Annotated in this window: 20 protein-coding genes and 2 pseudogenes; 10 read left to right on the top strand and 12 right to left on the bottom strand. The window is 69.2% G+C overall.

What is annotated here, in order from left to right; genetic code table 11:
* Nucleotides 1–20 precede the first annotated feature (20 nt).
* Together AB0N27_RS01620 and AB0N27_RS01615 are read right to left on the bottom strand one after the other, a co-directional pair.
* Nucleotides 21–833: a histone gene (locus tag AB0N27_RS01620; protein WP_364362480.1), complete on the bottom strand. Its 813-nt coding sequence runs from the start codon at nt 831–833 to the stop codon at nt 21–23.
* Between the two features lie 82 nt (nt 834–915).
* Nucleotides 916–1,119 (bottom strand): hypothetical protein, encoded by a 204-nt coding sequence (locus tag AB0N27_RS01615; RefSeq protein ID WP_139583286.1) that lies wholly within the window; start codon nt 1,117–1,119, stop codon nt 916–918.
* Between the two features lie 164 nt (nt 1,120–1,283).
* Here AB0N27_RS01615 and AB0N27_RS01610 point away from each other — a divergent pair, with 164 nt between their 5' ends.
* Both AB0N27_RS01610 and AB0N27_RS01605 read left to right on the top strand, forming a co-directional pair.
* The gene (locus AB0N27_RS01610; RefSeq protein WP_364362479.1) at nt 1,284–1,781 is read left to right on the top strand and encodes an NUDIX domain-containing protein; all 498 of its coding nucleotides are present in this window, start codon (nt 1,284–1,286) and stop codon (nt 1,779–1,781) included.
* A gap of 45 nt (nt 1,782–1,826) precedes the next feature.
* Nucleotides 1,827–2,429 carry a GrpB family protein gene (locus tag AB0N27_RS01605; RefSeq protein WP_364362478.1) on the top strand — a complete coding sequence of 201 codons (603 nt, stop codon included), beginning with the start codon at nt 1,827–1,829 and terminating at the stop codon, nt 2,427–2,429.
* Between the two features lie 47 nt (nt 2,430–2,476).
* Here AB0N27_RS01605 and AB0N27_RS01600 read toward each other — a convergent pair whose 3' ends face one another.
* Nucleotides 2,477–3,061, bottom strand: coding sequence for a GNAT family N-acetyltransferase (locus tag AB0N27_RS01600; protein WP_364362477.1), 585 nt, complete (start codon nt 3,059–3,061; stop codon nt 2,477–2,479).
* An 83-nt stretch (nt 3,062–3,144) separates the two neighbouring features.
* Here AB0N27_RS01600 and AB0N27_RS01595 point away from each other — a divergent pair, with 83 nt between their 5' ends.
* Nucleotides 3,145–4,035: a transglutaminase domain-containing protein gene (locus AB0N27_RS01595; protein WP_364362476.1), complete on the top strand. Its 891-nt coding sequence runs from the start codon at nt 3,145–3,147 to the stop codon at nt 4,033–4,035.
* Here AB0N27_RS01595 and AB0N27_RS01590 read toward each other — a convergent pair.
* The 3 genes from AB0N27_RS01590 to AB0N27_RS01580 form a co-directional block, all read right to left on the bottom strand.
* Entirely contained in the window at nt 4,022–4,963 is a 942-nt protein-coding gene (locus AB0N27_RS01590; protein WP_364362475.1) for a redoxin domain-containing protein, read from the bottom strand. The genes AB0N27_RS01595 and AB0N27_RS01590 overlap by 14 nt on opposite strands.
* Nucleotides 4,964–6,190, bottom strand: coding sequence for an epoxide hydrolase family protein (locus tag AB0N27_RS01585; RefSeq protein ID WP_364362474.1), 1,227 nt, complete (start codon nt 6,188–6,190; stop codon nt 4,964–4,966). It lies immediately after the preceding gene.
* A 149-nt stretch (nt 6,191–6,339) separates the two neighbouring features.
* Nucleotides 6,340–7,176, bottom strand: coding sequence for an SDR family oxidoreductase (locus AB0N27_RS01580; RefSeq protein ID WP_364362473.1), 837 nt, complete (start codon nt 7,174–7,176; stop codon nt 6,340–6,342).
* Nucleotides 7,177–7,295: 119 nt separating this feature from the next.
* On the opposite strand from AB0N27_RS01580, the gene AB0N27_RS01575 reads away from it, so the two are divergent.
* Complete coding sequence (locus tag AB0N27_RS01575) at nt 7,296–7,898, top strand: TetR/AcrR family transcriptional regulator (protein WP_364362472.1); 603 nt, start codon at nt 7,296–7,298, stop codon at nt 7,896–7,898.
* 54 nt (nt 7,899–7,952) lie between these two features.
* Here AB0N27_RS01575 and AB0N27_RS01570 read toward each other — a convergent pair whose 3' ends face one another.
* On the bottom strand, nt 7,953–8,480 hold the full coding sequence (locus AB0N27_RS01570) for a cupin domain-containing protein (RefSeq protein WP_364362471.1): 528 nt from the start codon (nt 8,478–8,480) through the stop codon (nt 7,953–7,955).
* Between the two features lie 141 nt (nt 8,481–8,621).
* On the opposite strand from AB0N27_RS01570, the gene AB0N27_RS01565 reads away from it, so the two are divergent.
* Both AB0N27_RS01565 and AB0N27_RS01560 read left to right on the top strand, forming a co-directional pair.
* A complete protein-coding gene (locus tag AB0N27_RS01565) occupies nt 8,622–9,542 on the top strand; it encodes an expansin EXLX1 family cellulose-binding protein (RefSeq protein ID WP_364362470.1) in 921 nt (306 codons plus the stop codon).
* A gap of 331 nt (nt 9,543–9,873) precedes the next feature.
* Nucleotides 9,874–12,513, top strand: coding sequence for a TIM-barrel domain-containing protein (locus AB0N27_RS01560; RefSeq protein ID WP_364362469.1), 2,640 nt, complete (start codon nt 9,874–9,876; stop codon nt 12,511–12,513).
* 225 nt (nt 12,514–12,738) lie between these two features.
* Here AB0N27_RS01560 and AB0N27_RS01555 read toward each other — a convergent pair whose 3' ends face one another.
* Entirely contained in the window at nt 12,739–13,710 is a 972-nt protein-coding gene (locus AB0N27_RS01555; protein ID WP_364362468.1) for a zinc-binding dehydrogenase, read from the bottom strand.
* 149 nt (nt 13,711–13,859) lie between these two features.
* Here AB0N27_RS01555 and AB0N27_RS01550 point away from each other — a divergent pair, with 149 nt between their 5' ends.
* Complete coding sequence (locus tag AB0N27_RS01550) at nt 13,860–14,654, top strand: helix-turn-helix transcriptional regulator (RefSeq protein WP_364362467.1); 795 nt, start codon at nt 13,860–13,862, stop codon at nt 14,652–14,654.
* 36 nt (nt 14,655–14,690) lie between these two features.
* Here the strand turns inward: AB0N27_RS01550 and AB0N27_RS01545 are convergent, their stop codons facing one another.
* Nucleotides 14,691–15,560: an aldo/keto reductase gene (locus AB0N27_RS01545; RefSeq protein ID WP_364362466.1), complete on the bottom strand. Its 870-nt coding sequence runs from the start codon at nt 15,558–15,560 to the stop codon at nt 14,691–14,693.
* Between the two features lie 95 nt (nt 15,561–15,655).
* Between AB0N27_RS01545 and AB0N27_RS01540 the strand changes: the two genes are divergently transcribed.
* Nucleotides 15,656–16,357, top strand: coding sequence for a TetR/AcrR family transcriptional regulator (locus tag AB0N27_RS01540; RefSeq protein WP_364362465.1), 702 nt, complete (start codon nt 15,656–15,658; stop codon nt 16,355–16,357).
* Nucleotides 16,358–16,397: 40 nt separating this feature from the next.
* Here AB0N27_RS01540 and AB0N27_RS01535 read toward each other — a convergent pair whose 3' ends face one another.
* Nucleotides 16,398–17,384, bottom strand: a complete 987-nt coding sequence (locus AB0N27_RS01535; RefSeq protein WP_364362464.1) for an aldo/keto reductase — start codon at nt 17,382–17,384, stop codon at nt 16,398–16,400.
* Nucleotides 17,385–17,520: 136 nt separating this feature from the next.
* On the opposite strand from AB0N27_RS01535, the gene AB0N27_RS01530 reads away from it, so the two are divergent.
* Nucleotides 17,521–18,363, top strand: coding sequence for a helix-turn-helix transcriptional regulator (locus AB0N27_RS01530; RefSeq protein WP_364362463.1), 843 nt, complete (start codon nt 17,521–17,523; stop codon nt 18,361–18,363).
* Nucleotides 18,364–18,561: 198 nt separating this feature from the next.
* Here AB0N27_RS01530 and AB0N27_RS01525 read toward each other — a convergent pair whose 3' ends face one another.
* Both AB0N27_RS01525 and AB0N27_RS01520 read right to left on the bottom strand, forming a co-directional pair.
* On the bottom strand, nt 18,562–18,918 hold the full coding sequence (locus AB0N27_RS01525; RefSeq protein WP_364365940.1) for an HNH endonuclease signature motif containing protein: 357 nt from the start codon (nt 18,916–18,918) through the stop codon (nt 18,562–18,564).
* Between the two features lie 6 nt (nt 18,919–18,924).
* A pseudogene (locus AB0N27_RS01520) lies at nt 18,925–19,140 on the bottom strand (transcriptional regulator); the annotation flags it as partial.
* A gap of 685 nt (nt 19,141–19,825) precedes the next feature.
* On the opposite strand from AB0N27_RS01520, the pseudogene AB0N27_RS01515 reads away from it, so the two are divergent.
* Nucleotides 19,826–22,379: pseudogene (locus AB0N27_RS01515) on the top strand (hypothetical protein); the annotation flags it as partial.

Below are 22,379 nucleotides of genomic sequence, written 5' to 3'. Positions count from 1 at the left end.
CCTCGACGGGCGGCGTACGCTCAGCCGGTCGCCTTCCGGGCGGTGCTGCGCGTACCCCGGCCGGTGGTGGCCCGCGCGGCGGCCGGGCGGGCCGGCGACTTGCGGGCGGTCACCTTGCGGGCCGGCGCCTTGGCCGCGGCTGTCTTCTTCGCGGGCGCCTTCTTCGCCGCCGCCTTGCGGGCGGCCGTCGACGAGGTGCCTGTCGACTTCGCGGCCGGAGCCTTCTTCGCCGGCGCCTTGCGGGCGCCGCCGCTCGGGCGGGTGGAGGCCGTCTTCTTCGCCGTCGTCTTCTTCGCGGGCGCCTTCTTGGCTGGTGCCTTCTTCGCGGCGGTCTTCTTCACGGCGGTCGCTTTGGTCGCGGCCTTACGCGCCGGCGCCTTCGCCGCGGCGGTTGTCTTCTTCGCCGCCGACGAGGTGGTCTTCTTCGCGGCGCCTGCCGTCTTCTTCGCCGCGGCGGTGGTCCTCTTCGCCGTACCCGTGGTCTTCGCCGCGGCGGTGGTGGTCTTGCGCGTCGCGGACGCCGGGGTCCGCTTCGCGGCGGTGGTCGTCTTGCGGGTGGTGGTCTTCTTCGCGGGGGCCTTCTTGGCCGCCGTCGTGGTCTTGGTGGTGGTCTTCTTCGCCGGCGCCTTCTTGGCCGCCGTGGTGGTCTTCTTCGCCGGGGCACGCCCGGCGCCGCCGGCCGCCTTGCGGGCCGGCGCCTTCGCGGCGCCCGTGGTGGACTTGCGCACGGGGGTGGTCCGGCTCGCCGCCGTGTTCCGCTCCGCCGCGGCGGTCTTCTTCGCGGTGGTGCGTCGGGCGGCCGGGCGGGTGGTGGCCTGCTGTGCTTCGGCCATCGTGGTTCCCTCCTTGGGGGCGTGCTCTCGCGTGCGTCCTCGCGGAGCACGAAATGCCTCGGCGCGGGCCGTCCCGCGCCGCCTACCTGTCCTCCCCGGCCCAACGGGCGTCCTCGGCATCCCACGCTTCGTTGCGCTCCTGCACCCGTTGCAGGGCGTTCTCCGCGTCGGCCGCCGAGTCGTACGGACCGAGGACGTGCTTCGCCGGGCACACGTCGGCGTCGGTCTCGACCCGGTGGTGCCGAGTGCACCAGTAGTACTTCCCACCACGCTCACTGTCCGTCATGGGAATCACTGTGCACCGCCTACCGGCCGGCCGCCACCGGATCACGCAAGTGACCGACCTTCTCCACAGTAGATATGCTTTCCGCCCCCGGGAGCAAAACACCAGAAAACGGCCAGAACAATCAGCCGACTGGTGGCCGTCGGATCGCGGCCTATGATCGGCCGGTGGCGATTCCGGACTACATCGCGGGGATGCGCAGGCACGTCGGACATGACCTGCTCTGGCTGCCCAGTGTCAGCGCGGTGATCCGCAACGACGCCGGTGAACTGCTGCTGGGTCAACGCGCCGACGACGGGCGCTGGTCGGTGATCAGCGGGTTCGTCGAGCCCGGTGAGCAGCCGGCCACCGCGCTGGTCCGTGAGGTACGCGAGGAGACAGGCCTCGACGTGGCGCCGGTGCGGATGTCGAGCGCCGTCTCGCACCCGCACACCTACCCCAACGGCGACCGTTGCGAATACCTCAATCTGGGCTTCCTGTGCCGGGTGGTGGCCGGCACGGCACGGGTCAACGACGACGAGTCGCTGGATGTCCGGTGGTTCGCGATGGACCGGCTGCCCGAGTTGGACAAGCACGCCCTGCTGGTCCTCGCCTACGCCCTGCGGGACAACCAGGTGGCCGGCTACCTGCCGCCGGGCACCGGCTGGGACGACGTTCCGGACTGAGTCCGCGTACGCTGGCGGACTTTGCTTCTCCGGGAAGGGTCTGCCGTGGCCGAATATCCGCAGGACGTCGTACGCCGATTCCACGCCACCCCTGATCAGGTGGACGCGGGCCTGGTGGGCGAACCGCCCCGGACATGGCGCTCGGTCGTCGTCGAGGACCACGACCCGGCGTGGGCACTGCGGTACGCGAGCGTCCGTGCGCTGCTCACCGAGGCGCTCGGCGCCGTGGCGATCGGTGTGGAGCACGTCGGGTCGACTGCCGTGCCGGGCCTCGCGGCCAAGCCCGTCATCGACATCGACCTGCTCGTCGAGGACACCGCGGACGAGTCCGACTACCTTCCCGCCCTGGAACGGCTCGGCTACCGACTGGTGCTACGCGAGCCGTGGTGGCACGGGCACCGGATGCTCCTCGGCGCGGCGGAGGACGTCAATCTGCACGTCTGGCCGAGGGGCGCGCCCGAGCCCGTCCGGCACCTGCTGTTCCGCGACTGGTTGCGGGCGCATCCGGACGACCGTGAGCGGTACGCCACGGCCAAGCGACGCCTCGCCCGGGAGACCGCGCACCGGCCCCGCGACTACAGCCTCGCGAAGAACGACGTCATCGACGAGATCTACGCACGGATCTTCGCGGACAGCCACGCGCCCTGAGCGACCGGACCCGGCGCGGCCGGTCGACCGCCCGCGCCCACCGACCGTCAGAGGGGCTGCTGCCGCATGATCCAGGTGGGCACCGGCTCCGGCAGGTGGCCCGCCACCTCCCAGCCGGCGCGGCGGTACAGCTCGACGTTCGCCGGGTTGCTCGTCTCCAGGACGGTCGGTAGGCCGTCGGCGGCGGCGCGGGCCAGACCGGCGCGCATGACGGCCCGGCCCCAGCCGCGTCCGGCGTGGTCGGGATGGGTGCCGAGGACGCCGAGGTACCAGAACGGGACGGTTGGCAGGGCGGCGTGCACGGCGTCGTCGTAGGCCTGCACGCGGGCCAGCACATCGGCGGGGAAATGACCGGCGAAGCCGCCGCCCCGGTCATCGTGGCCGTCCGTGGCCGGGTCGGCTGGCGGCTCCCAAATGGCGACGGAGGCGCCGGCGCCGATCGTCCAGATCGAGGACCGGTGCACCCGCTTGTCGAAGAGGTGCCCGAAGAAGGCGGCGGCGTGGACCGGGTACGTGTCCTCGTCGGGGAACAGGTACCGCAGGACGGGGTCCTTGACGAACGCGGCAACCAGGGAACCGACCACCGCGTCACGGTCCGCTGGGGTGGCGATGGTGATCTCGGGGGTGGTCACAGCAGACGACACTACCCCGAGATTGTGCGTCGATTCTGACCTCGCGACGGCCGTGATCCGGCGGAAGAAGGCAGACTCGCCTGATGGACATCGATCACTATCGGCAGCACTCCCCGTACAGCGACCCCGGTCGGCATGGCGCGCTGCTCGACGCCGTCCCGGCCGACATCGCCTCGGTGGCGGCGACCGTCCGCAACGTGATCGTCCACTACCGCGCCGGCGGCGTCGAGTTGCCACCCGACCGGCTGGAGGAGGTGAACGGCCGCTGGGTGGACCGGATCCTCGACACCGACCAGTCCCGATTCCCGCTGCCCCTCGCCGCCGAGCGTCCGGCCGTCGACCGGGTGGCCGGCTGCTGCCGGGACTACACGCTGCTCTCGGTGGCGGTGCTCCGCCAGCACGGCGTTCCCAGCCGCAGCCGGGTCGGTTTCGCCTCGTACTTCGTGCCCGGCTGGCACCACGACCACGTGCTTGTGGAGTACTGGGACGCCCACCGGTGGGTCTGGGTCGACCCGGAGGTCGACCCCACGGGCGACTGGGGCTTCGACGGCTACGACATCGACCCGAAGGCCGGCCTCTTCGACTCGGCGGCGCGGGTGTGGTCGGCGTACCGGGCCGGGACGATCGACCCCGAGGTGTACGGCGTCAACCCGGAACTGCCGATCCGCGGCGACTGGTTCATCCACAACTCGGTCCTGCTCGAGCTGGCCCACCGGCAGAAGGACGAACTGCTGCTCTGGGACAGTCTGGACGCGATGACCGACGACGTATCCACAGCCGACCTCACCGTCGTGGACGAGATCGCCTCGCTGCTGCTCGCCGCCGACGACGGCGACGAGGCCGCGGAGAAGGCACTCGCCGACAGGTACGCCAGTGACGCCCGGCTCCGCCCCGGCTCGCGGGTGCGCAGCATCTCGCCGGTCTCCGGCACCGTCAGCACCGTCGACCTGGGCACCCGCCCTACCCGAAGGTGAAGGCGTACGCCTCGGCGCCGGGCTCACCGAACGTGATCTCCAGGGTCCGCTCCCGGACCGCGCCGTCCTGGCGGACGAGCTGGTAGAGCCGGCCGTCCTGAAGTACGCCGTTGCCGTCCTCGTCGACGTCGACGCCGTGTGACGGGCCGGGAGCGTCACCGTCGAGCAACACGCGGAACGGGATCGGCGCTCCCGCCCCGGGGGCCAGCACGAGATGAGCGTCGCGGGCGTGGAACCGGAAGGCGATGCCACCGCCGGCCTGCTCCAGCACGACGTTCTCCGACCCGATCGTCCACTCCCCCGCCAGCGCCCACTGGTTGAGGTCCAGCCGCTCGGGGAGGTCGTAGGCGCGGCGTTCGTCGAGCGCGGCGCCGTTCGGCGACGCGAAGTGTTCGCCGCGACTGAAACCGAGGTACGTCTCGGGCGTGCGCAGGTTGGTCCAGTCGGCCTCCGCCTCCGGGCCGAGCCCGTTGACGGGTACGGGGTCCCGCTCGATGCCGAGCAGTTGCTGGAGCACCCGCTCGGACTGCTCGTAACGTCCCTCACCGAAGTGTTCGTCACGGATGACACCGTCGGTGCCGGCGAAGTAGAGGGCCGGCCAGTACTGGTTGGCGAATGCTCGCCAGATCGCGAAGTCGTTGTCGACCGCGACCGGGTAGTCGATGGAGCGCGCCGCCACCGCCCGCCGTACCTGGTCGGTGTGGTGCTCGAACGAGAACTCCGGCGTGTGCACCCCGACGACGACCAGCCCGTCGTCGCGGTAGGCCCGCGACCAGGCCCGGACGTACGGCTCCTGGCGTAGCCAGTTGATGCAGGTCAGCGTCCAGAAGTTCACCAGGACGACGCGCCCGCGCAGGTCGGCGGGGCCGAGTGGCTCGGAGTTGAGCCACTCGGCCGCCCCGTCGAACGGGGGCAGGTGCACGGCCATCTAACGCAGCGACCGGAAGGCGGTCCGAAGCTCCTCCGAGAAGATCTTCGGCTGTTCCCAGGCCGCGAAGTGCCCGCCCACGTCGAGCTTGTTGTAGTAGATGAGGTTGGGGTACGCCTGCTCGGCCCAACTCTGCGGTGCCTCGTACAGCTCGTCGGGGAACACGCTCACCGCGACCGGGACGTTGACGCCCTTGGCCGCGAAGAACGACAGCTTGTTCTCCGCGTACAGGCGGGACGCGGAGATCGCCGTGTTCGTCAGCCAGTAGAGCGAGATGTTGTCCAGGATGTCGTCGCGGGTGAGGCCGGCTTTCGCCCCGTCGAAGACCTGCGCGATCAGGGCCAGACTCTTCGCGTCGTGGTCGAGCAGGAACGACGCCAGACCGACAGGGGAATCCGCGAGCCCGGTAAGCGTCTGCGGACGCGTCGCCATCATGAGGGCGTACGCGACGTGCTTCCAGACGTAGTTGGCTTCCTCGGCGGCACGCATCTCGTCGTCGGAGAGACCGGACGGCAGGGAGCCCATGGCGTTGTTCGCGCCGGTGGTGTCGCCCTGGAACAACAGGTCTATCTCGGTCGGGATCGCACCTGGCATGTTGGTGTGGATGCCGAGCAGTTCCGGGGGCGCCTGGATGCCCATCTGGTCCACGATCACCGCACCCCAGTCGCCGCCCTGCGCGACGAACCGGTCGTAGCCGAGCCGCTTCATCAACTCCGTCCAGGCGGTCGCGATCTTCTGCGGATTCCACCCCGACTCGGTCGGCTTGCCGGAGAAACCGTGCCCGGGCAGCGACGGGATCACCAGGTGGAAGGCGTCCGACGCGCTCCCGCCGTGTGCGGTGGGATCGGTGAGCGGCTCGATGATCTTCATTTGCTCGATCACCGAGCCCGGCCACCCGTGGGTGACGATGAGCGGCAGCGCGTCCTCGTGCTTCGAGCGCACGTGGATGAAGTGGATGTCCACCCCGTCGATGGTGGTCATGAACTGCGGTACGGCATTCAGTCGCGCCTCGACCTTGCGCCAGTCGTACTCCTTTTCCCAGTAGCGGGCGACGGCCTGGATCGTCGCGAGCGGCACGCCCTGCGACTGGTCGTCAACCGTTTCCTTGTCCGGCCAGCGGGTGGCCTTGATGCGCCTCTTCAGGTCATCGAGGTCGGCCTGGGGAATGTCGACCGAGAACGGCCGAATCTCCGTGGTGCCCGGACGGGTCCTGGTTGTGACAGCCATGCGTGTTTCCTCTCGTCTAGGTTTGCGCCTCGCGAGGAGAAATCATGGAGTGAAGGCCTGCCCGGACTTATGTGCCAAAGGATTGGGCACGCCGCCGCCATATCTCGGAGCCTAGAACGCCCCACCCGGGCCCGTGGCGATACGGCTCGTCAGCGCGTCTGCCCGGGGGCCGCGACGGCGTGCTCGGCGCCGCGGCTGACCTGCTCCCAGCTCGCCCAGGTGTCCATCCGTCGGCGGGAGATGTCGAACGCCAGGTCGTAGACCATGCTCCCGAGCAGGAGCCGCAGCGGCGGGTCGTCGCTGTCGACCAGTCGCAGCAGCGCCTCGGCGGCCAGCCGGGGTTCGCTGTCGATCGATCCTTCCGCCCACTGGCGCTCCAGTTCGGCGCGCAGTGGCGCGTAGGCGTCCATCGGGGTGGTGGCGCGCAGGCTGGTGTAGAGGTCGGTCCAGTAGCCGCCCGGCTGCACGATGCTGACAGTGATGTCGAAGGCCGCCGCCTCCATCGCCAGCGCCTCGCTCATGCCCTCCAGGGCGAACTTGCTCGCGCTGTACAGGCCGGTGCTCGGGAAGCCGCCGAGCGCGGCGATGCTGGAGACCTGCACGATGTGGCCGCAGCGTTGGGCACGCAGGTGCGGCAGCACTGCCTGACTGACCCAGAGCGCGCCGAAGAGGTTGACCTCGAACTGGGCGCGCGCCTCGGCCTCGGTGAACTCTTCGATCATGCCCATGGACAGGGTGCCGGCGTTGTTCACGACGATGTCGAGCCGGCCGAAGTGCTCGGCTGCGCGGTCCACTGCGGCGATGACCGCCGCCCGGTCGGTCACGTCGAGGGTCAGGGTCAGCAACTGGTCGGCGTACTTCTCGTCGAAGTCGGCCCGGGCGATGGTCCGGGCGGCGGCGACCACCCGGTCGCCCCGGTCGAGTGCGGCGTCGGCGAAGGCGCGGCCCAGGCCGCGGCTGGCACCGGTGATGAACCAGGTACGCATGCGCTTCTCCCCCAATTCCGAGACGAGACGGTCCGTCTCGTGATGGGCCGAGACTAGGGCCGCGACACCGCCACCGTCAAGACGAGACGGTTCGTCTCGTCGCTGGTACCGTGCCGCCCATGACGCCGAACACGGCCCGCCGGCGGGAGACCTCCCGGCGCGCCATCCTCACCGCGGCCTTCGACCTGCTTCAGGAGACGGGGTACGCGAAGCTCAGCATCGAGGGCATCGCCGCGCGGGCCGGCGTCGGCAAACAGACCATCTACCGCTGGTGGCCGTCGAAGGGCGCTGTCATCTTCGACGCCTTCCTCATGCTCAGCGAGGCCACCGAGGGTGGGCCGCCGACGCTGCCGGACACCGGCGACCTGGCGGCGGACCTGACAGTGGTGCTGCGCGCCACTGTCGAGGAGATGAACGACCCCCGGTACGAGCAACCGATGCGCGCGCTCGCCACCGAGATCGCGCTCGACCCCGAGCTGGCCGCGTCGTACGCCGAACGGTTGGACGGGCCGTTGAAGGAGGCCAAACGGCAGCGCCTGCGCAGCGCCCAGCAGGCGGGTCAGATCGCCGACGACGTCGACCTCGGCGTGGCGGTGGACCTGATCTGGGGCCCGTTGTTCAGCCGCTGGCTGCAGCGCAGCGGGCCGCTCACCGCCGAGTACGCCGACCTCGTCGTCGCCACCGCCCTCAACGGACTGCGCCCCCGCCGATCTGCCGGGTGACCAGCCCGGCCGACCCGGCAGGCCGCAGCCGCCGGGCCGGCACTCGTCGAACTGTCAGAGCAGCTCGGAGCGGTACACGGGAGCCAGCTCGGCTGCGCGCTGCCGGCGCTCCGCTTTCTCCCCGTCGGTGAGCTGCGGCGGCGGCGCGTCCCTGCTCGCGACCTCGTCGCCGACGCGCATGAAGTATTCGTCCTGAGCCGCCGGGGTGCACATGCACAGCATGTGCGCGGGAGCGCCGGAGACGTTGCGGAAATTGTGCGGGGCGTTGGCCGGGATGTTCACGGTTGACCCGGCCCGCACGCTGCGCTTCTCGTCGCGGAAGGTGAACTCGATCTCGCCCTCAAGGATTGTGAACATCTCCTCGAAGTCGTGCCGGTGTGGCGGTGGGCCGCCGCCGTCGGGCACCAGCATGTCGATGAGGCAGTACTGCCCGTTTGTCTGCTCGCCGCTGATCAGAATGGTGTAGGTGCCCCCAGCGAGGGAGATGTGGGTGGTCGCGGGGTCGTCGGGGTCGACCACCGTCAGACTTCGGGTCGGGTCGTCGTCCGGGATGCCAGCGGTGGCGCTGTTGAAGTCGGTCATGCTGCTTGTCTCCCTGGCGCTGCAGTCATGACTCGCATCCTAGGGACTCCGTTACGGCGAGGTCACGCAACCGGACTGACCGGGACGGTCCGCTCGGGCGTTGTTGCGTCGCCGCGACGTGCTGCGGCAACATCAGGCGCCGTGACGGCACCAGGCACGGCCCCCGACAACGACATCCCGGCCAGCACGCCCCGGTTGAGTCGGCGGGTCCGGCACTGGTTGGCCGGTGCCGGGGTCAGCGCCCTGGCCGCCGTCCTCGGCATCACCCTCGCCGTGCGCGGCGGCGCCACCCCGGCCTGCGCCGCGCCGCCCACGGGCAACGCCGTCCACAAGGGAACGGCCAGCTTCTACGACGCGGGACGCTCGGGCGGCAACTGCTCCTTCCCGGGCCGTCCGGCGGACCGGCTGTACGTGGCCCTCGGCGCATCCCAGTACTCCGGATCGGCTGCTTGCGGCAGCTACCTGGAGGTGAGCGGCCCGAAGGGCACGGTCCGGGTCATGGTGATGGACCAGTGCGGTGGCTGCGGACCCGGCAAGATCGACCTGTCCACCGAGGCGTTCACCAAGATCGCGGACCTGTCGCAGGGCATCGCGCCAGTGACGTACCGGGCGGTGGTGAACCCGGCACTCGACGGAGGGCTCACCTTCCGGATGAAGGGCGGCGCCTCGAAGTACTGGTTCGCGGTGCAGGTCGGCAACCACGGCAACCCGCTGCGCTCGGTCGAGGCGAAGGGGCCGGGTGGCGGCTTCCGCAAGGCCGCCCGGCAGAGCGACAACCACTGGACCATCGAGGGCGGGCTCGGCCCCGGGCCGTACAGCATCACTGTCACCGACGTGTACGGACGCCAGGCGACCGCCACCGGCATCCGCATGGTCACCAAGCAGGTGCAACGCAGCACGGCCATCCTCGCCAGCGTCTCCCCCACCCCCAGCAGTTCACCCTCTGCCCCGCCGAGCCCCACCATCGCGCCCGCACCGACGCCTACGGAGTCGATCGCGCCGACGGCGGCAGTCGAAGCGCTCGCGGGTGCCGCCGCTCCACTGGACCGCCCCCGCTGCTGACCGCTTGACCCTGAGTAACCGGTCGCGGCGCATGGCGCAACGGCCACCTAACTGGACGAGTACGGCGGAGGCGAAAGAGAGAAGGGAAACTCTCGGAGGCCCGTTGACATCCGTTTCGCGCGGGTGACAGCGTTGTCATCGACTCATTTCCTCCATATGAGACGAGGAGCGCATGTTGCTCTATCGGAGTTCACGCCGCCGCAGCGCCACAGCAGCAGCCGCGGTCGGCATTCTCATCACAGGGCTGACACTCGCTCCCTCCGCGCCGGCCCAGGCCAGCCGTCACCACGCCCAAGACGGAGCCGTACGCTCGGGCAACGCACGGTTCGAGGTGCTGTCCCCCACCCTGATCCGTACCGAGTACCAGAAGGACGGCCGTTTCACCGACGCCGCCACGTTCAACGCCATCGGGCGCGACGACTTCCCCCGTACGCGTTTCACCAAGCGCATCGATCACGGCTGGCTCACCATCGACACCGGCGCGATGACGGTGCGGTATCAGGTCGGCTCCGGCGCGTTCACCTCCGACAACCTGACTGTCCAGCTCAAGGCCGGCAAGCAGATCGTGCAGGGCCGACCCTGGGCCGGCCACACCGCCCCGGCCTGCGCGTTCGGCGCGCTCTGCGAGGCCGAATCACTGCAACTGAACGGCCCCGGCGTGGCCACCGACCACCGGGGATACACCGGGCGCGGCTTCGCGGCCGGCTTCGCCTCGTCAGGCGACTCGGTCACGTTCGCGCTCGACGCCCCGGCGGGCGGCACGAAGCAGCTCAGCGTCCGCTACGCCAACAGCACAGGCGGCGACGGCCAGAACGTGGCCCGCACCCTGACGGTCCGGGTCGACGGCGACGCCGGTCGCACGCTGACCCTGCCACCCACCGCGAACTGGGACACCTGGGGCCTGGCCACCGTGCCTGTCGACCTCACTCCCGGCCGGCACGAGATCAGCATCGTGCGAGGTCCCGACGACTCCGGCAACGTGAACATCGACAGCCTCGCCGTGGTCAACCCGGGTGATGCGTTCCCCGCGCCGGCCACGCCCCAGCCGCAGCCCCTGCGGTTCGGCACCCTGGGAGAGGCCGAGACCGGCGCGCTTACCGGCGGTGCGAAACCCGCCAACGACCACAACGGCGCTTCCGGTACGGGATTCCTTGCCGGCCTGGAGAGCACCACCTCCGCCGTGGCTCTCACCGTGACCGACGTTCCGGCCGCTGGCGACTACCAGGTGCAGATCCGGTACGCCAACGGTCAGGCCGGTTCCCAACCGATCCAGACGCGCACCATGTCGGTCACTGCGGGAACCGCGGCGCCGGTCACGGCCACCCTTCCGCCGACCAGCGGGTGGGACTACTGGAACACCGTCTCCGTGCCGGTCCACCTCGACAGTGGCACCAACACCGTGACGCTGGGGTGCCCCACCGACGCCAGCTGCAACGTCAACGTGGACACTGTCGCCGTCACGAGCAAGGGCTCCCCGCTGCTCGCCCCGCACGCGCCACTCGGCGGCTACCGCCGAGGTCTGGACGGCGTGACCGGTTCCGCCCTCACCGCACCGGGCCTGCTCTACCAGGACGGCTGGTACCTGCTCGACGACTCGGCCTCGGCGCTACGCGACACCAAGCCCCGGCCCGCCCCCGAGCAGGACGGCTACGTCTTCGCGTACGGGCAGGACTTCACCCGGGGCCTGAAGGACCTGTCGACCCTGACCGGGCCCACGAAGCTGCTACCCAAGTGGGCGTACGGCGTGTGGTACTCCGAGTACTACGACCGCACCGCCACGGAGTTCCAGGACCTGGTGGCCCGGGCCAAGGCCGAAGGCGTACCCATGGATGTCCTTGTTCTTGACACGGACATCAAGGCACCTGACAAGTGGAACGGCTGGAGCATCGACCCCACCCGCATCCCCGACCCGAAGGCGTTCTTCGACTGGGCCAGGAAGCAGGGCCTGCACACCGGCATCAACATCCACCCGAGCATCCTCGGATCGGACCCGAAGTTCGCGCAGGCGCAGGCCACCGCGAAGGGCAAGCTCCAACGCGTCGGCTGCAACGGCGGCCCCGACTGCTACACGTTCGACTTCGGCGACCCGGACCAGCTCAAGGCGTACCTTCAGCTGCACGACCAGATGATCCCGAAGGGCAGCAAGGGCCCGGACCTGTGGTGGCTGGACTGGTGCTGCGACAACACGAAGTCCTCCCTCGAAGGGGTGACCGGGGACGCCTGGATCAACAAGCAGTACGCCGACAAGACAGGCTTCGCCTTCTCCCGGGCGTACGGCTCGTTGCAGGCCGGCGGCTACAGCAGCCCCACCCCGGTGGCGACCGGTCCGTGGGCCGACAAGCGCACCACGCTGCACTTCACCGGCGACACCACCTCCGACTGGTCGACCCTGCGGATGGAGGTCGGCTACACGCCTGGTGAGTCGGCCGCGACCGGGCTGGCAGCGGTCAGCCACGACATCGGTGGGCACACCGGCGGCCTCCAGGAGCCGGGCACCGAACCGGGCAGCACCAAGCTGCCCGACGACCTCTACGCCCGGTGGGTGCAGTTCGGCACGTTCCAGCCGATCGACAGGCTGCACTCCAACCACAGTGACCGGCTGCCCTGGCAGTACGGCCCGGAGGCGAACGCTTCGGCCAAGAAGTTCCTGAACCTGCGCAAGGAACTTCAGCCGTACACCTACGCCGCCGCCAAGGAGGCCACCCGCACGGGTACGCCAATCGTCCGCTCCATGTACCTGGCGTACCCGAAGGAGCAGGCCGCGTACGCCACCGCCGGATCCCAGTACCTCTACGGACCGGACTACCTGGTGGCACCCGTGACGACGCCCGGCACCACCGCCACCACGGCGGTGTGGTTCCCGCCGGGCAACAGCTGGACCGACATCTTCACCGGGAAGACGTACCGGGGCGGCACCACGCAGAACATCACCACCACCCTGGACACCATGCCGGTGTTCAAGAAGCACTAGACGAGTAGGTCCTCACCTGGCTGGGGCTGTCCGCGCAGCCGGCGGTGACCGTCGGCAGCCCCGTCGGGTCGGATGCGACACCGAGCGGTATACCTCAGAGGTCTAAATATGACTCTGAGGTATACCGCTCAGGCCGGCGAGGCCGGCGGGCCAGGACGACCAGCCGAGGAACCGGGCGTGGACCGCGGGTAGATCGGGGCTTCCGGTCGTCGCGCCAGTCGACGGTCAGGGGACGAGGGCTACGAAGCTGAGGCCCGTGGTGTGCTCTGCCAGGTCGAGGGCAGCTGCCGGGTCGTCCAGACCGACCGTATGCATCTCGATCGCGGAGAGGTCCAGCAGTCCGGAGCGGACCAGGTTCCACACCGTGGTCACGGTCTCGTCGGTGCTCATCCAGGAGCCGCGCAGGGTGAGCCTGCGGCGCATCAGGTCGCCGTACGGGATGGTGAGGTTTTGGCGTACGCCGCCGATGAGCACAAGGGTGCCGCGCACCCGCAAGCTGTCGTAGGCGGCCATGGTCGCGTCCGCCGTCGGCGTAGCGCCGAGTGCGTCGAGGGCGACGTCGACCGGGCCGATACCCGCCGCATCCGTCGTACGGTCGCCGGTCAGCCGGTGGATGCGCACGCGGGGGTCGAGCTCGGCCAGCCGGTCGAGCGCCTCCTTGTTGCGGCCCACCGCTGTCACCGTCCCGGCGCCCTCGGCGAGCGCCATCAGCACCGCCGCGCCGCCGAGTTGGCCTGTCGCACCGATCACCGCAACGTCGCGGCCTGTCAGCGGACCCGCCGAGTGCAGACCCGTGGCGGCGATGCAGAGCCACGGCAGAAACGACAGACGGGCCGGGTCCGGGTAGTTCTCCGCACCGGGCAGCTTGACGAGCGTTTCCTTGGCACAGAGCGCCGTCTCCGCGAAGACACCGTCGCGCCACACCGTACGCATGCGATCCGTCCGCTCGCTGCCTGCCCCGGAACCGCCAAGGCCGACCCAGCCCACAAGGATCTCGTCGCCGCCTCCCGCGTCGAGCAACGCCGTGTCCAGCACGACGTCGCCCGGGGCGACGTGGAACACGTCGGGTGCCACGTCAGTCACCCGGCCGACGCAGGAGGGACCCAGGATGAGCGGCACGGGCAGGCCGCCGCGGTTGCCCTTCACCACCATCTTCGTGTATGCCGGCAGGTGCGCGGCGAGCACCTCCACGAGCACGCCACCACCCTGCGGTGTCGGCGCGGCAACATCGGAAAGTCGTACGTCGTCGTCTTCTGAAGCAACAGTCCAAGCACGCATGAGGCAAGCGTGGCGACTCGATAGGCTGGTATCCAGAGCCGCTTTATTCTGGTATCGGAGGTCCCAGGGTGAGCAAGGAGCTGGGCACGTTCCTGCGCAGCCGGCGCGAGCGGATCGCCCCATCGGATGCCGGTCTGCCGGTCACGCGCCGCCGCCGCACACCAGGGCTACGCCGGGAGGAACTGGCCCTGCTGGCCGGCATCAGCGCCACCTGGCTTACCTATCTCGAGCAGGGCCGCGACGTACGCCCCTCCGGCCAGGTGCTCGACGCCCTGGCCCGAGCGCTGCGGTTGACCGATGCCGAGCAGGAACACCTGCACCGCCTCGCCGGCGCAGGAGCCGCGCCCGAGCAGGACCTCTCCGAGGAGGCGACACCCGAGATCGCCGGCGTTCCGGCGTTGCTCGGCAACAACCCCGCGTACGTCACCGGCATCTGCTACGACGTACTCGCGACCAACCACGCCGCAGCGGAGCTGTTCCAGGGCATGGGGCCGGGTGGCAACGTCGTACGCTGGGTATTCACCGAGCCCGCCGCCCGCCAGATCCTGGTCGACTGGGAGCAGGAGGCGCGCAGCATCCTGGCCCGGCTGCGGGCGATCGCCGGACAGCATCCCGGTCACCCGCGGATAACCCGGCTCGTGGCCGAACTCACCGAGATCAGCCCCGAGGTACGCCAGTGGTGGCCGCAGTACGACATCCAGTTCAGCCACGCGGGCCGCAAACGTCTCCGGCATCCCCGACTGGGCGTGATCGCCGTGTCGCACGCCGCGTTCCACGTCGCCGAGCGACCCGAACAGACGCTTGTGGTCTACCACCTGCCGGACAGCACAAACCTCCCTGCGGGAGCGACACCTCCCGCCTGAGCCGTCACGTGTAGAAGCGGCATCCGCGGGGCCCTTTCAGCGGTGGTCATGAGCGGGGGGCGTGGGCTGGCCGAGGACCGCTTGCGACTCGTCGACGAGTCCGGTCAGGCGCGCGACCTCGGTGTCGGTCAATTGTTCGGCGACTTCGGAAGCTGCGATGTTGGACCGCAGGTGGTCGGTACTGCTCGTGCCGGGGATGACGACCATGGAGGGCGAACGGCGCAGCAGCCAGGCCAGTGCGATCTGGGCCGGTGTGGCACCTAGGCGCTCTGCCGGGCCGGTCAGCTCCTGGTGGCCGCTGAGCCGTCCGGCGGCCAGCGGGAAGTAGGGAATGAAGAGGATGCCCTGGGTCTCGCAGTCGGCGAGGACCTGGACGCCGCTGCGGTCAAGCAGGTTGAAGCGGTTCTGCACCGCCGCGATGGGCGTCATCTGCTGGGCGCGGGCCAGCATCTGCGGGGACGCGCCGGACAGGCCGATGCGGCGGATCAGCCCCTGGTCTCGCAGCTGGACGAGTGCGCCGAGCGACTCCTCCAGCGGTACGTCGTGGTGCGCGCCGGGGGTGTCGCCGACGAGTCGGAGGTAGGTCAGCTCGCTCGCGTCCGTTCCCATGTCGGTAAGGGCCTCGTGAACCTGCCGCCGGACCGTCTCCGGGCGACCGTCGACGACCCAGGACTTGTCCGGGCCGCGCTCTGCGCCGACCTTGTTGCCCACGATCACGCCCTCGGGGATCGGTCCCAGCGCCTGCCCGATCAGCTGGTTCACCGTTCGTGGCCCGTAGGCGTTCGCGGTGTCGAAGAAGGTCACGCCCAGCTCGACAGCCAGGCGCAACACCCGCCGCGCCGCCTCCGGGTCGTCCGGGAATCCCCAGACCTGAGGGCCCGCAAGCTGCATGGCGCCGTATCCCACACGATTCATCGATCTCTCCTGGCGTATCACTGCGACGGCATTTACCGTATCGCTGACCGAACCAGTGATACGCCTTATGCCGTAGCATTGCAACCGTGGATGATGCGAAGACCCGCAGTCGCCGGCAGATCCTGGAAGTCGCAGCCGAGCTCTTGGAACGCAAGGGCGCCGAGGCGCTCTCCACCCGCGCCGTCGCAGCGGCGGCAGGCATCCGTGCCGCCTCCCTGTACCAGCTCTTCGGCGACAAGGACGGGCTCCTTTCGGCGCTGGCCATCCACGGCTTCGACCTTTACCTGGCGCAGAAGCACACCTTGTCGTCGAGCGGCAACCCGGTCGACGACATGCGCCGCGGATGGGACATGCACGTCGACTTCGGCCTGAAACACCCCGCCTTCTACCTGCTGATGTACGGCACCGACCACCCCGGCCGGCGCCCACCCGCCGCGCGGGAGGCTCAGGAACTCCTCATGACGTTCCTCGGCCGCGCCGCCTCCGACGGCCGCCTACGGGTGCCGCCCGTCCTTGCCGCCCACCTCACGCTGGCAGCGGTAACCGGCACCACCCTCTCCCTGATCGGCATCCCCGAGAGCGAACGCGACCCGGAGGTCTCACCGCGCATGCGTGAAGCACTCATCGACGCGCTGACCACCGACACGAGCCCAGCCCCGGACTCCACCCTCGCCGCTCGCGCCCTCGCGCTCGATGCCGCGCTCGGCGGGGCGGATCCAGCCGTCGTCCCGCTCCGCCCCGTCGAGACCGCACTCCTGCAGGACTGGCTCCAGCAACTCGCCCGCTAGGACGAGCCGGGCCCCTCGAAGGCCATCTGTCAGACACGGCCTAGTTGCCGACGCCGAGGCTCGACATGAACGCCGACGGGTAACGGTCACCGCGCGCGGCACCCTTCGGCACGGCCGCCTCGATCTGGTCGAGATCATCGGCCGACAACTCCACGTCCAGCGCCGGCAACGCCTCGGTCAGCCGCTGCCGGGTGCGCGCACCGACCAGCGGAACGATGGACGGGTCCTGCGCCGCCACCCACGCGATCGCCAACTGCGCCACCGTGCACCCCTTCGCGTCGGCGACCCGGCGCAACGCCTCCACCAGGGCGAGGTTGTGCGACGCGTTCTCGGCGGAGAAGCGGGGACTGCGGTTACGCGGATCGTCCGCCCGCCCCGGCACCCAGTTTCCCGAGAGCAGGCCACGGCCCAGCACCCCGTACGCGGTCAGCCCGATGCCCAACTCCCGCAGCGTGGGCAGCACGTCGGCCTCAACCGCCCGCGACAGCAGCGAATATTCAATCTGAAGATCAGCGATCGGATGTACGGCGTGCGCCCGCCGGACCGTCTCCGCGTCGACCTCGGAGAGCCCCACGTACCGCACGTAACCGGCGTCGATCATCTCCTTGATCGCGCCGATCGTGTCCTCGATCGGCACCGACCGGTCCAACCGCGCAGGCCGGTAGATGTCCACGTAGTCGACGCCCAGCCGGGTCAGCGAGTAGCTCAGGAAGTTCCGCACCGAAGCCGGGCGGGAGTCCTGACCGGCGAACCGCATGCCCGGCCCCATTTGCTGCCCGAACTTCACACTCAGCAGGTAGCTGTCCCGGTCGCGTCCCCGCAACGCCTCCGACAGCAGCAGCTCGTTGTGCCCCATGCCGTAGAAGTCGCCGGTGTCGACAAGCGTGACCCCCGCGTCCAGCGCGGCCCGTACGGTGGCGATGCTCTCCTCGCGATCGGCCGGGCCGTACGTGCCCGACATGCTCATCGCCCCCAGCCCCACCGCGGAAACCGTGGGACCCGTGTTGCCCAGAGTGCGTGTCTGCATCGAAACTCTCCCTCATCGGTCGATGTCAGCTCCACCCTGCGCCGCTTTTTCGCCCGCCGGCAGCGGAGCACTTATCGTGGGAGCGCCGCTCCCTGGCTCGGTGCCCAGTCCCCGGGGCAGCATGGAGGCATGCAGCGTGAGCAGCTCGCCGACTTCCTGCGGCGCCGGCGCGAGGCCATCCGCCCCGCCGAGGGTCGGCATCGCCGACGGTCCCCGCCGCCGCACCGCCGGCCTGCGCCGCGAGGAGGTCGCCCTGCTCGCCGGCATGTCCGTCGACTACGTCGTCCGTCTTGAGCAGGGCCGCAGCAGCCAGCCGTCGACCCAGCTGCTCGGTGCCCTGGCCCGGGCCCTGCGCCTGACCGACGACGAGCGAAGCCACCTGTTCCACCTGGCCGGCCACCAGCCGCCGCCCGCCGACGGCACCGCCCGCCTGGCCCGCGCCGGCCTGGTCCGCCTGCTCGACCTGGTGGGCGACACCCCCGCCATGGTCCTGTCCGACCTCGGCGAGGTCCTGGCGCAGAACCGCATGTCGATCCTGCTCAGCGGCGACCACACCGGGCTGACCGGTGACCGCCGCTACGTCGCCTACCGCTACTTCACCGACCCGGCCATCCGCGACCTCCACGGCCCCGAGGAGTGGCAACGCCACGCCCGCCAGCAGGTCGCCGACCTGCGCGCCGTGGCGGGCCGGCGGGCCGGCGACCCGGCCGTGACCGGCCTGATCGAGCGGTTGCGGGCGGCGAGCGACGACTTCCGGCGGCTGTGGGCCGAGCACGAGGTGGCGGTGCGCCGGGCCGACCGCAAGACGTTCATGCACCCGCGCGTGGACCGCGTCACGATGGACTGCGAGACCCTGGTCACCCCCGACCTCGGCCAGCAACTGCTGGTGCTGACCCCGGCCGACGCCGAGGCCCGGGAGAAGCTTGAGCTGCTGCGCGTGCTGGGGGTCGAGGAGTTCCCGGCCGCCGTGCCGCACTGACCCCTGTCGCAAACTGCTGCCGAGCTACACAAACACGGCCATGCGGTGCCCTCGCCAGGCAGCCTTGAGCGGGTGAGCCGGGTGCACGGCGTCCCAGGCGGCCTGGTGGGCGACGGACGAGTCGACCTGTACGCCGGATTCTGATCGTCGCACCTCCACTGACCAGGAGCGGCATCCCGCCACAGCCGTTGCAGGCCGTCAGCCTCTACTCGCAAACCGTCCGCGAGGAAAGACCTTCAGCTTGAGCTGGATGTCGCGCTTCATGCTATTGCAAATAAAATGCGCCGTTGCCCAATTGTCCTCGCCATGGGCGCCACCGCGCGCCAAGGCGAGAATATGATCAATAGTCGGGGCATCAGGCTGGGGTACTGCCGCCGCCCGGGCAACGGGTTCGCCACAGATTTGGCAGATCCAGTTGTCCCGCTCGAAGATCGCATGACGGCGACCAGGTGTCAGCTTCGCTCCGTACTCTCTCGCGCGGCGTCGATCTTTGATGTCCGCCCTGAAGCAGCGCTTACTGAAATAAGCGGGAATGGCTCCATTCGCCGTTGCCATGAAGTACGTCTCCCGCGACCGCTTCCCCAGCTCCGGATCCAGGTCCATCACCCGGACCTGCCACACCCGCTGGCCGGTCAGCTTGTCCTTGGCCGGGCTACGCTGGCCGGTCTTCTCGTCGTAGTCCTCGACCTCGCCCAGAGACTCGGGCACCAACGCGCAGCCCGCCGGGAACACGTCCTCACACCGCACCGCGAACCTCGTGCCGCCGCGCAGAGCCATCGCTCAACCTCCGGCGGCCTCGGCGAACTCCCAGGCAGCCGAGCAGTGAGCGGCGTGAGCGCGGTCATTCGCATCACGACACACGAGGCAAATTTAGGCAGCGGCTAGCGCGATGCTGATCTTTCAGACTGCCTTCCGCAGGCGCCTTAGCTGGTGCCGACTAGACTTGTGTCGCTAGGTACCGCTGTCAGCGCCTTCGATGATCAGGGGTGTATCAGGTGGCAGGTCGCCCGGTTGCCTGGGCCGCGGGGTTTGGGGTAGCACTAGCCGCGGTCAACAGTGCAGTGATCAACGAACTACACGGCGGCTGGGAGTGGTGGGCCGCCTGTGGTGCCTTGACAGTGGCGGGAGCGGCACTGGCGGGGTGGTTGGCGGCTCGGCCAGCGAGAGCGGAGCAACGGATTGGTTGCGGCGCTGTCGTCGCCGGCCGGGACATCGGCGGCCGGGTCCGCACTGATGGGTCCTCATTCGCCAGAATTCACGATCCATTGCCCACACCGGGGGTGAATCCGGGCGCGGTCGTCGCCGGGCAAGACATCACTGAACGGGCCGACATCGACACCAGGGGACACCAGCCCGGACGGACGTCGGAATCGGGCCAGTAGTAATGAGCCGATCGTGGCAGCTATCCCCAGGTGCGGTAGCTGCCGGGCGAGATATTACTGGATCCGTCCATACCGGACCGATGTACATACAGGTCACGGCCGGCCGCTTCGATCAGGTTCATAATGCGGTCTTCGATCCAGCGCCGCTGTTCGAACTCCTGGATCTCGCTCGGTTCCAGGGCCGCAAGGAGTTGATCGGCCGTATTGACGAGCGGATTACGAGAGCCGACCGCGGTTACGTGGTCATCCGCGGCGAAGCCGGGGTCGGCAAGAGCGCACTGGCGGCTCATCTGGTATGGACCCGTCCATGCGCATATCACTTCACTGGACTGGACGGCGGTGCGCGCAACCCAGTCGAGGCACGCAAGAGTCTGGCAGCCCAACTTATCGGCGCCTGGGGCTTGGCGCAGCGATTCACGCCTGGTGACGTCTTTCCCGCTGCGGCGGAGCGGCCGGACTGGCTCGCAAAGGTCATTCGAGCAGCGGTAGCAGCCCGCAACGAGCAGTATCCGCCGGCCGACCGCCTGCCGATCGTGCTGGTCGTTGACGGGTTGGACGAGGCCGAACCAGACCCGCCGGGAATGGGTACAGGGATCCCACTCGGACTACCCAGCCCGGACGCTTTACCGCCAGGGGCGTACATCATCGCGACTAGCCGGTACGGACTTCCCCTGGTCGCGCTGCGTGATCCACTACGGGTCGGCTGGTCACAGATCGATGTGCAAGGTGCCGACAACTTGGCCGACATGGCCGCATACCTGCAAGAAACCACCAGCGGCCCCAACTCAGACCCAGCACTAACTCGGGCACTTACCGATCATGGGGTCACCGCCGAGGCATTTACTGCGATGTTGCTGAACCGCTGCCAAGGCGTGTGGATTTACCTTCGGTACGTACTAGACGAGATCCGCGCCGGCCTGCGCCCTCCAAGCGACGTAGCCTACCTACCAGACCGGCTGCGTGGATATTACGAACAGCACATTCAACGCTGGTCCAAGCACCCTGGCTGGGAACACCTCCACCTACCCGCCTTGGCCGTGCTCGCCGCGCTCAGGCGTCGCGTGGCCATCGAAGATCTCGCCGCCGTCCTGCGACAGCCGACCGCCACTAGCGAATTGGCGAAATGGCTAGACGGACCCGCCCGCGCCTTCCTCGATGTCACTACCAACCTGAGTCAGGTGCGCCACTACCAGGTCCGCCACCAGAGTCTCCGAGACTTATTCATCGCCCCTGCCGGTGTTCGCGACGATCGGGAGCCCATCGACGCCGGGCTCACTGAACGGCTGAATGCCGCATGGACGGCCGCGCATCGGGCGATCGCCAACTGGCTTATCCCACGCCGTAACAGCGCTACTAGGCAGCCGGATTGGGCAGGTGTGGATGACTACAGTCGTCTGCAGCTGACCAGCCACGCCGCCGCCGGCAAGGTTCTCGACGACCTCATGACGGATCCAGGTTTCCTGCTTTCCTTCCCACCCGGACAGATCCTGTGGCATCGGCACACCTTGACTCGCCGCCAGGAAATTGCTGCCGCCGCCGCCCTTGAGAGCGCCGCCAACAGCGACTGGTCCAACAGGGTGGAATCTGAACGAGCATGGTGGCTGCACGTCTGGGCCCGAAAGACCCGGTCAACGCACCTTGCCGACACGCTCACTTTCAACCACCCTGACTGGCCCTGGCACGTGCACAATGCTGTCTGGTCTGGCACGACCGCCCGCACCCTCGCCGGGCACACCGGCTCAGTCGTTGCGGTGGCGGTGTTGCCTGGTCTAGACGGCCAGTACCACATTGTCTCCGGCAGCAGCGACCGGACGGTACGGGTATGGGATGCGGACACCGGCAGCCTGCTAGCCGAGCTCACCGGCCACGGCGGAGGGGTGTCCGCAGTGGCCGCGTGGCCTGGTCCAGATGGCCAGCAGCGTATTGTTTCCGGCAGCAGCGACGGAACGGTGCGGATATGGGACCCCGACACCGGCACCCAGCTAGCCGTTCTCAGCGCCCACACTGCTGAGGTGTCCTCGTTAGTGGTGCTGCCAGGTCCGAACGGGCGACATCGCGTCGTCTCCGCCGGCGACGAAACGGTACGGGTATGGGACCCCGACAACACGACTGAGCTGGTCGAACTCACCGGCCACACCAATGAAGTGACCGCCCTGGCAGTGCTACCTAGTCCCGACGGGCGACACCGCCTCGTCTCCGCCGGAGACGAAACCGTACGGGTATGGGACCCCGACACCGGCATCGAACTGGCACAGCTCATCGGCCACACCAGCTGGGTGTCCTCGGTGGCCGTGCTGCCCAGCCCTGACGGGCGACACCGCATCGTCTCCGCCGGAGACGGGACGGTGCGGGTATGGGACCCCGACACCGGCACCCAACTAAACGTGCTCGACGGACACGCGAGAGGGCTGTCTGCGGTGGCGGCGCTGCCCGGCCCTGACGGGCGACACCGCATCGTCTCCGCCGGAGACGGAGCGGTACGGGTATGGGATGCGGACAACGGCTCCGAGCTCGCCGAACTCACCGGCCACGCCGAAGAGGTGACCGCCCTGGCGGTCCTACCCGGTCCGGAAAATCAATACCGCATCGTCTCCGGCAGCAGCGACCGGACGGTGCGCGTATGGGACCCCGACG

The organism is Micromonospora sp. NPDC093244, assembly GCF_040683695.1.
Classification (GTDB): Bacteria; Actinomycetota; Actinomycetes; order Mycobacteriales; family Micromonosporaceae; genus Micromonospora.
This window is presented reverse-complemented; position numbering and strand designations above follow the sequence as displayed.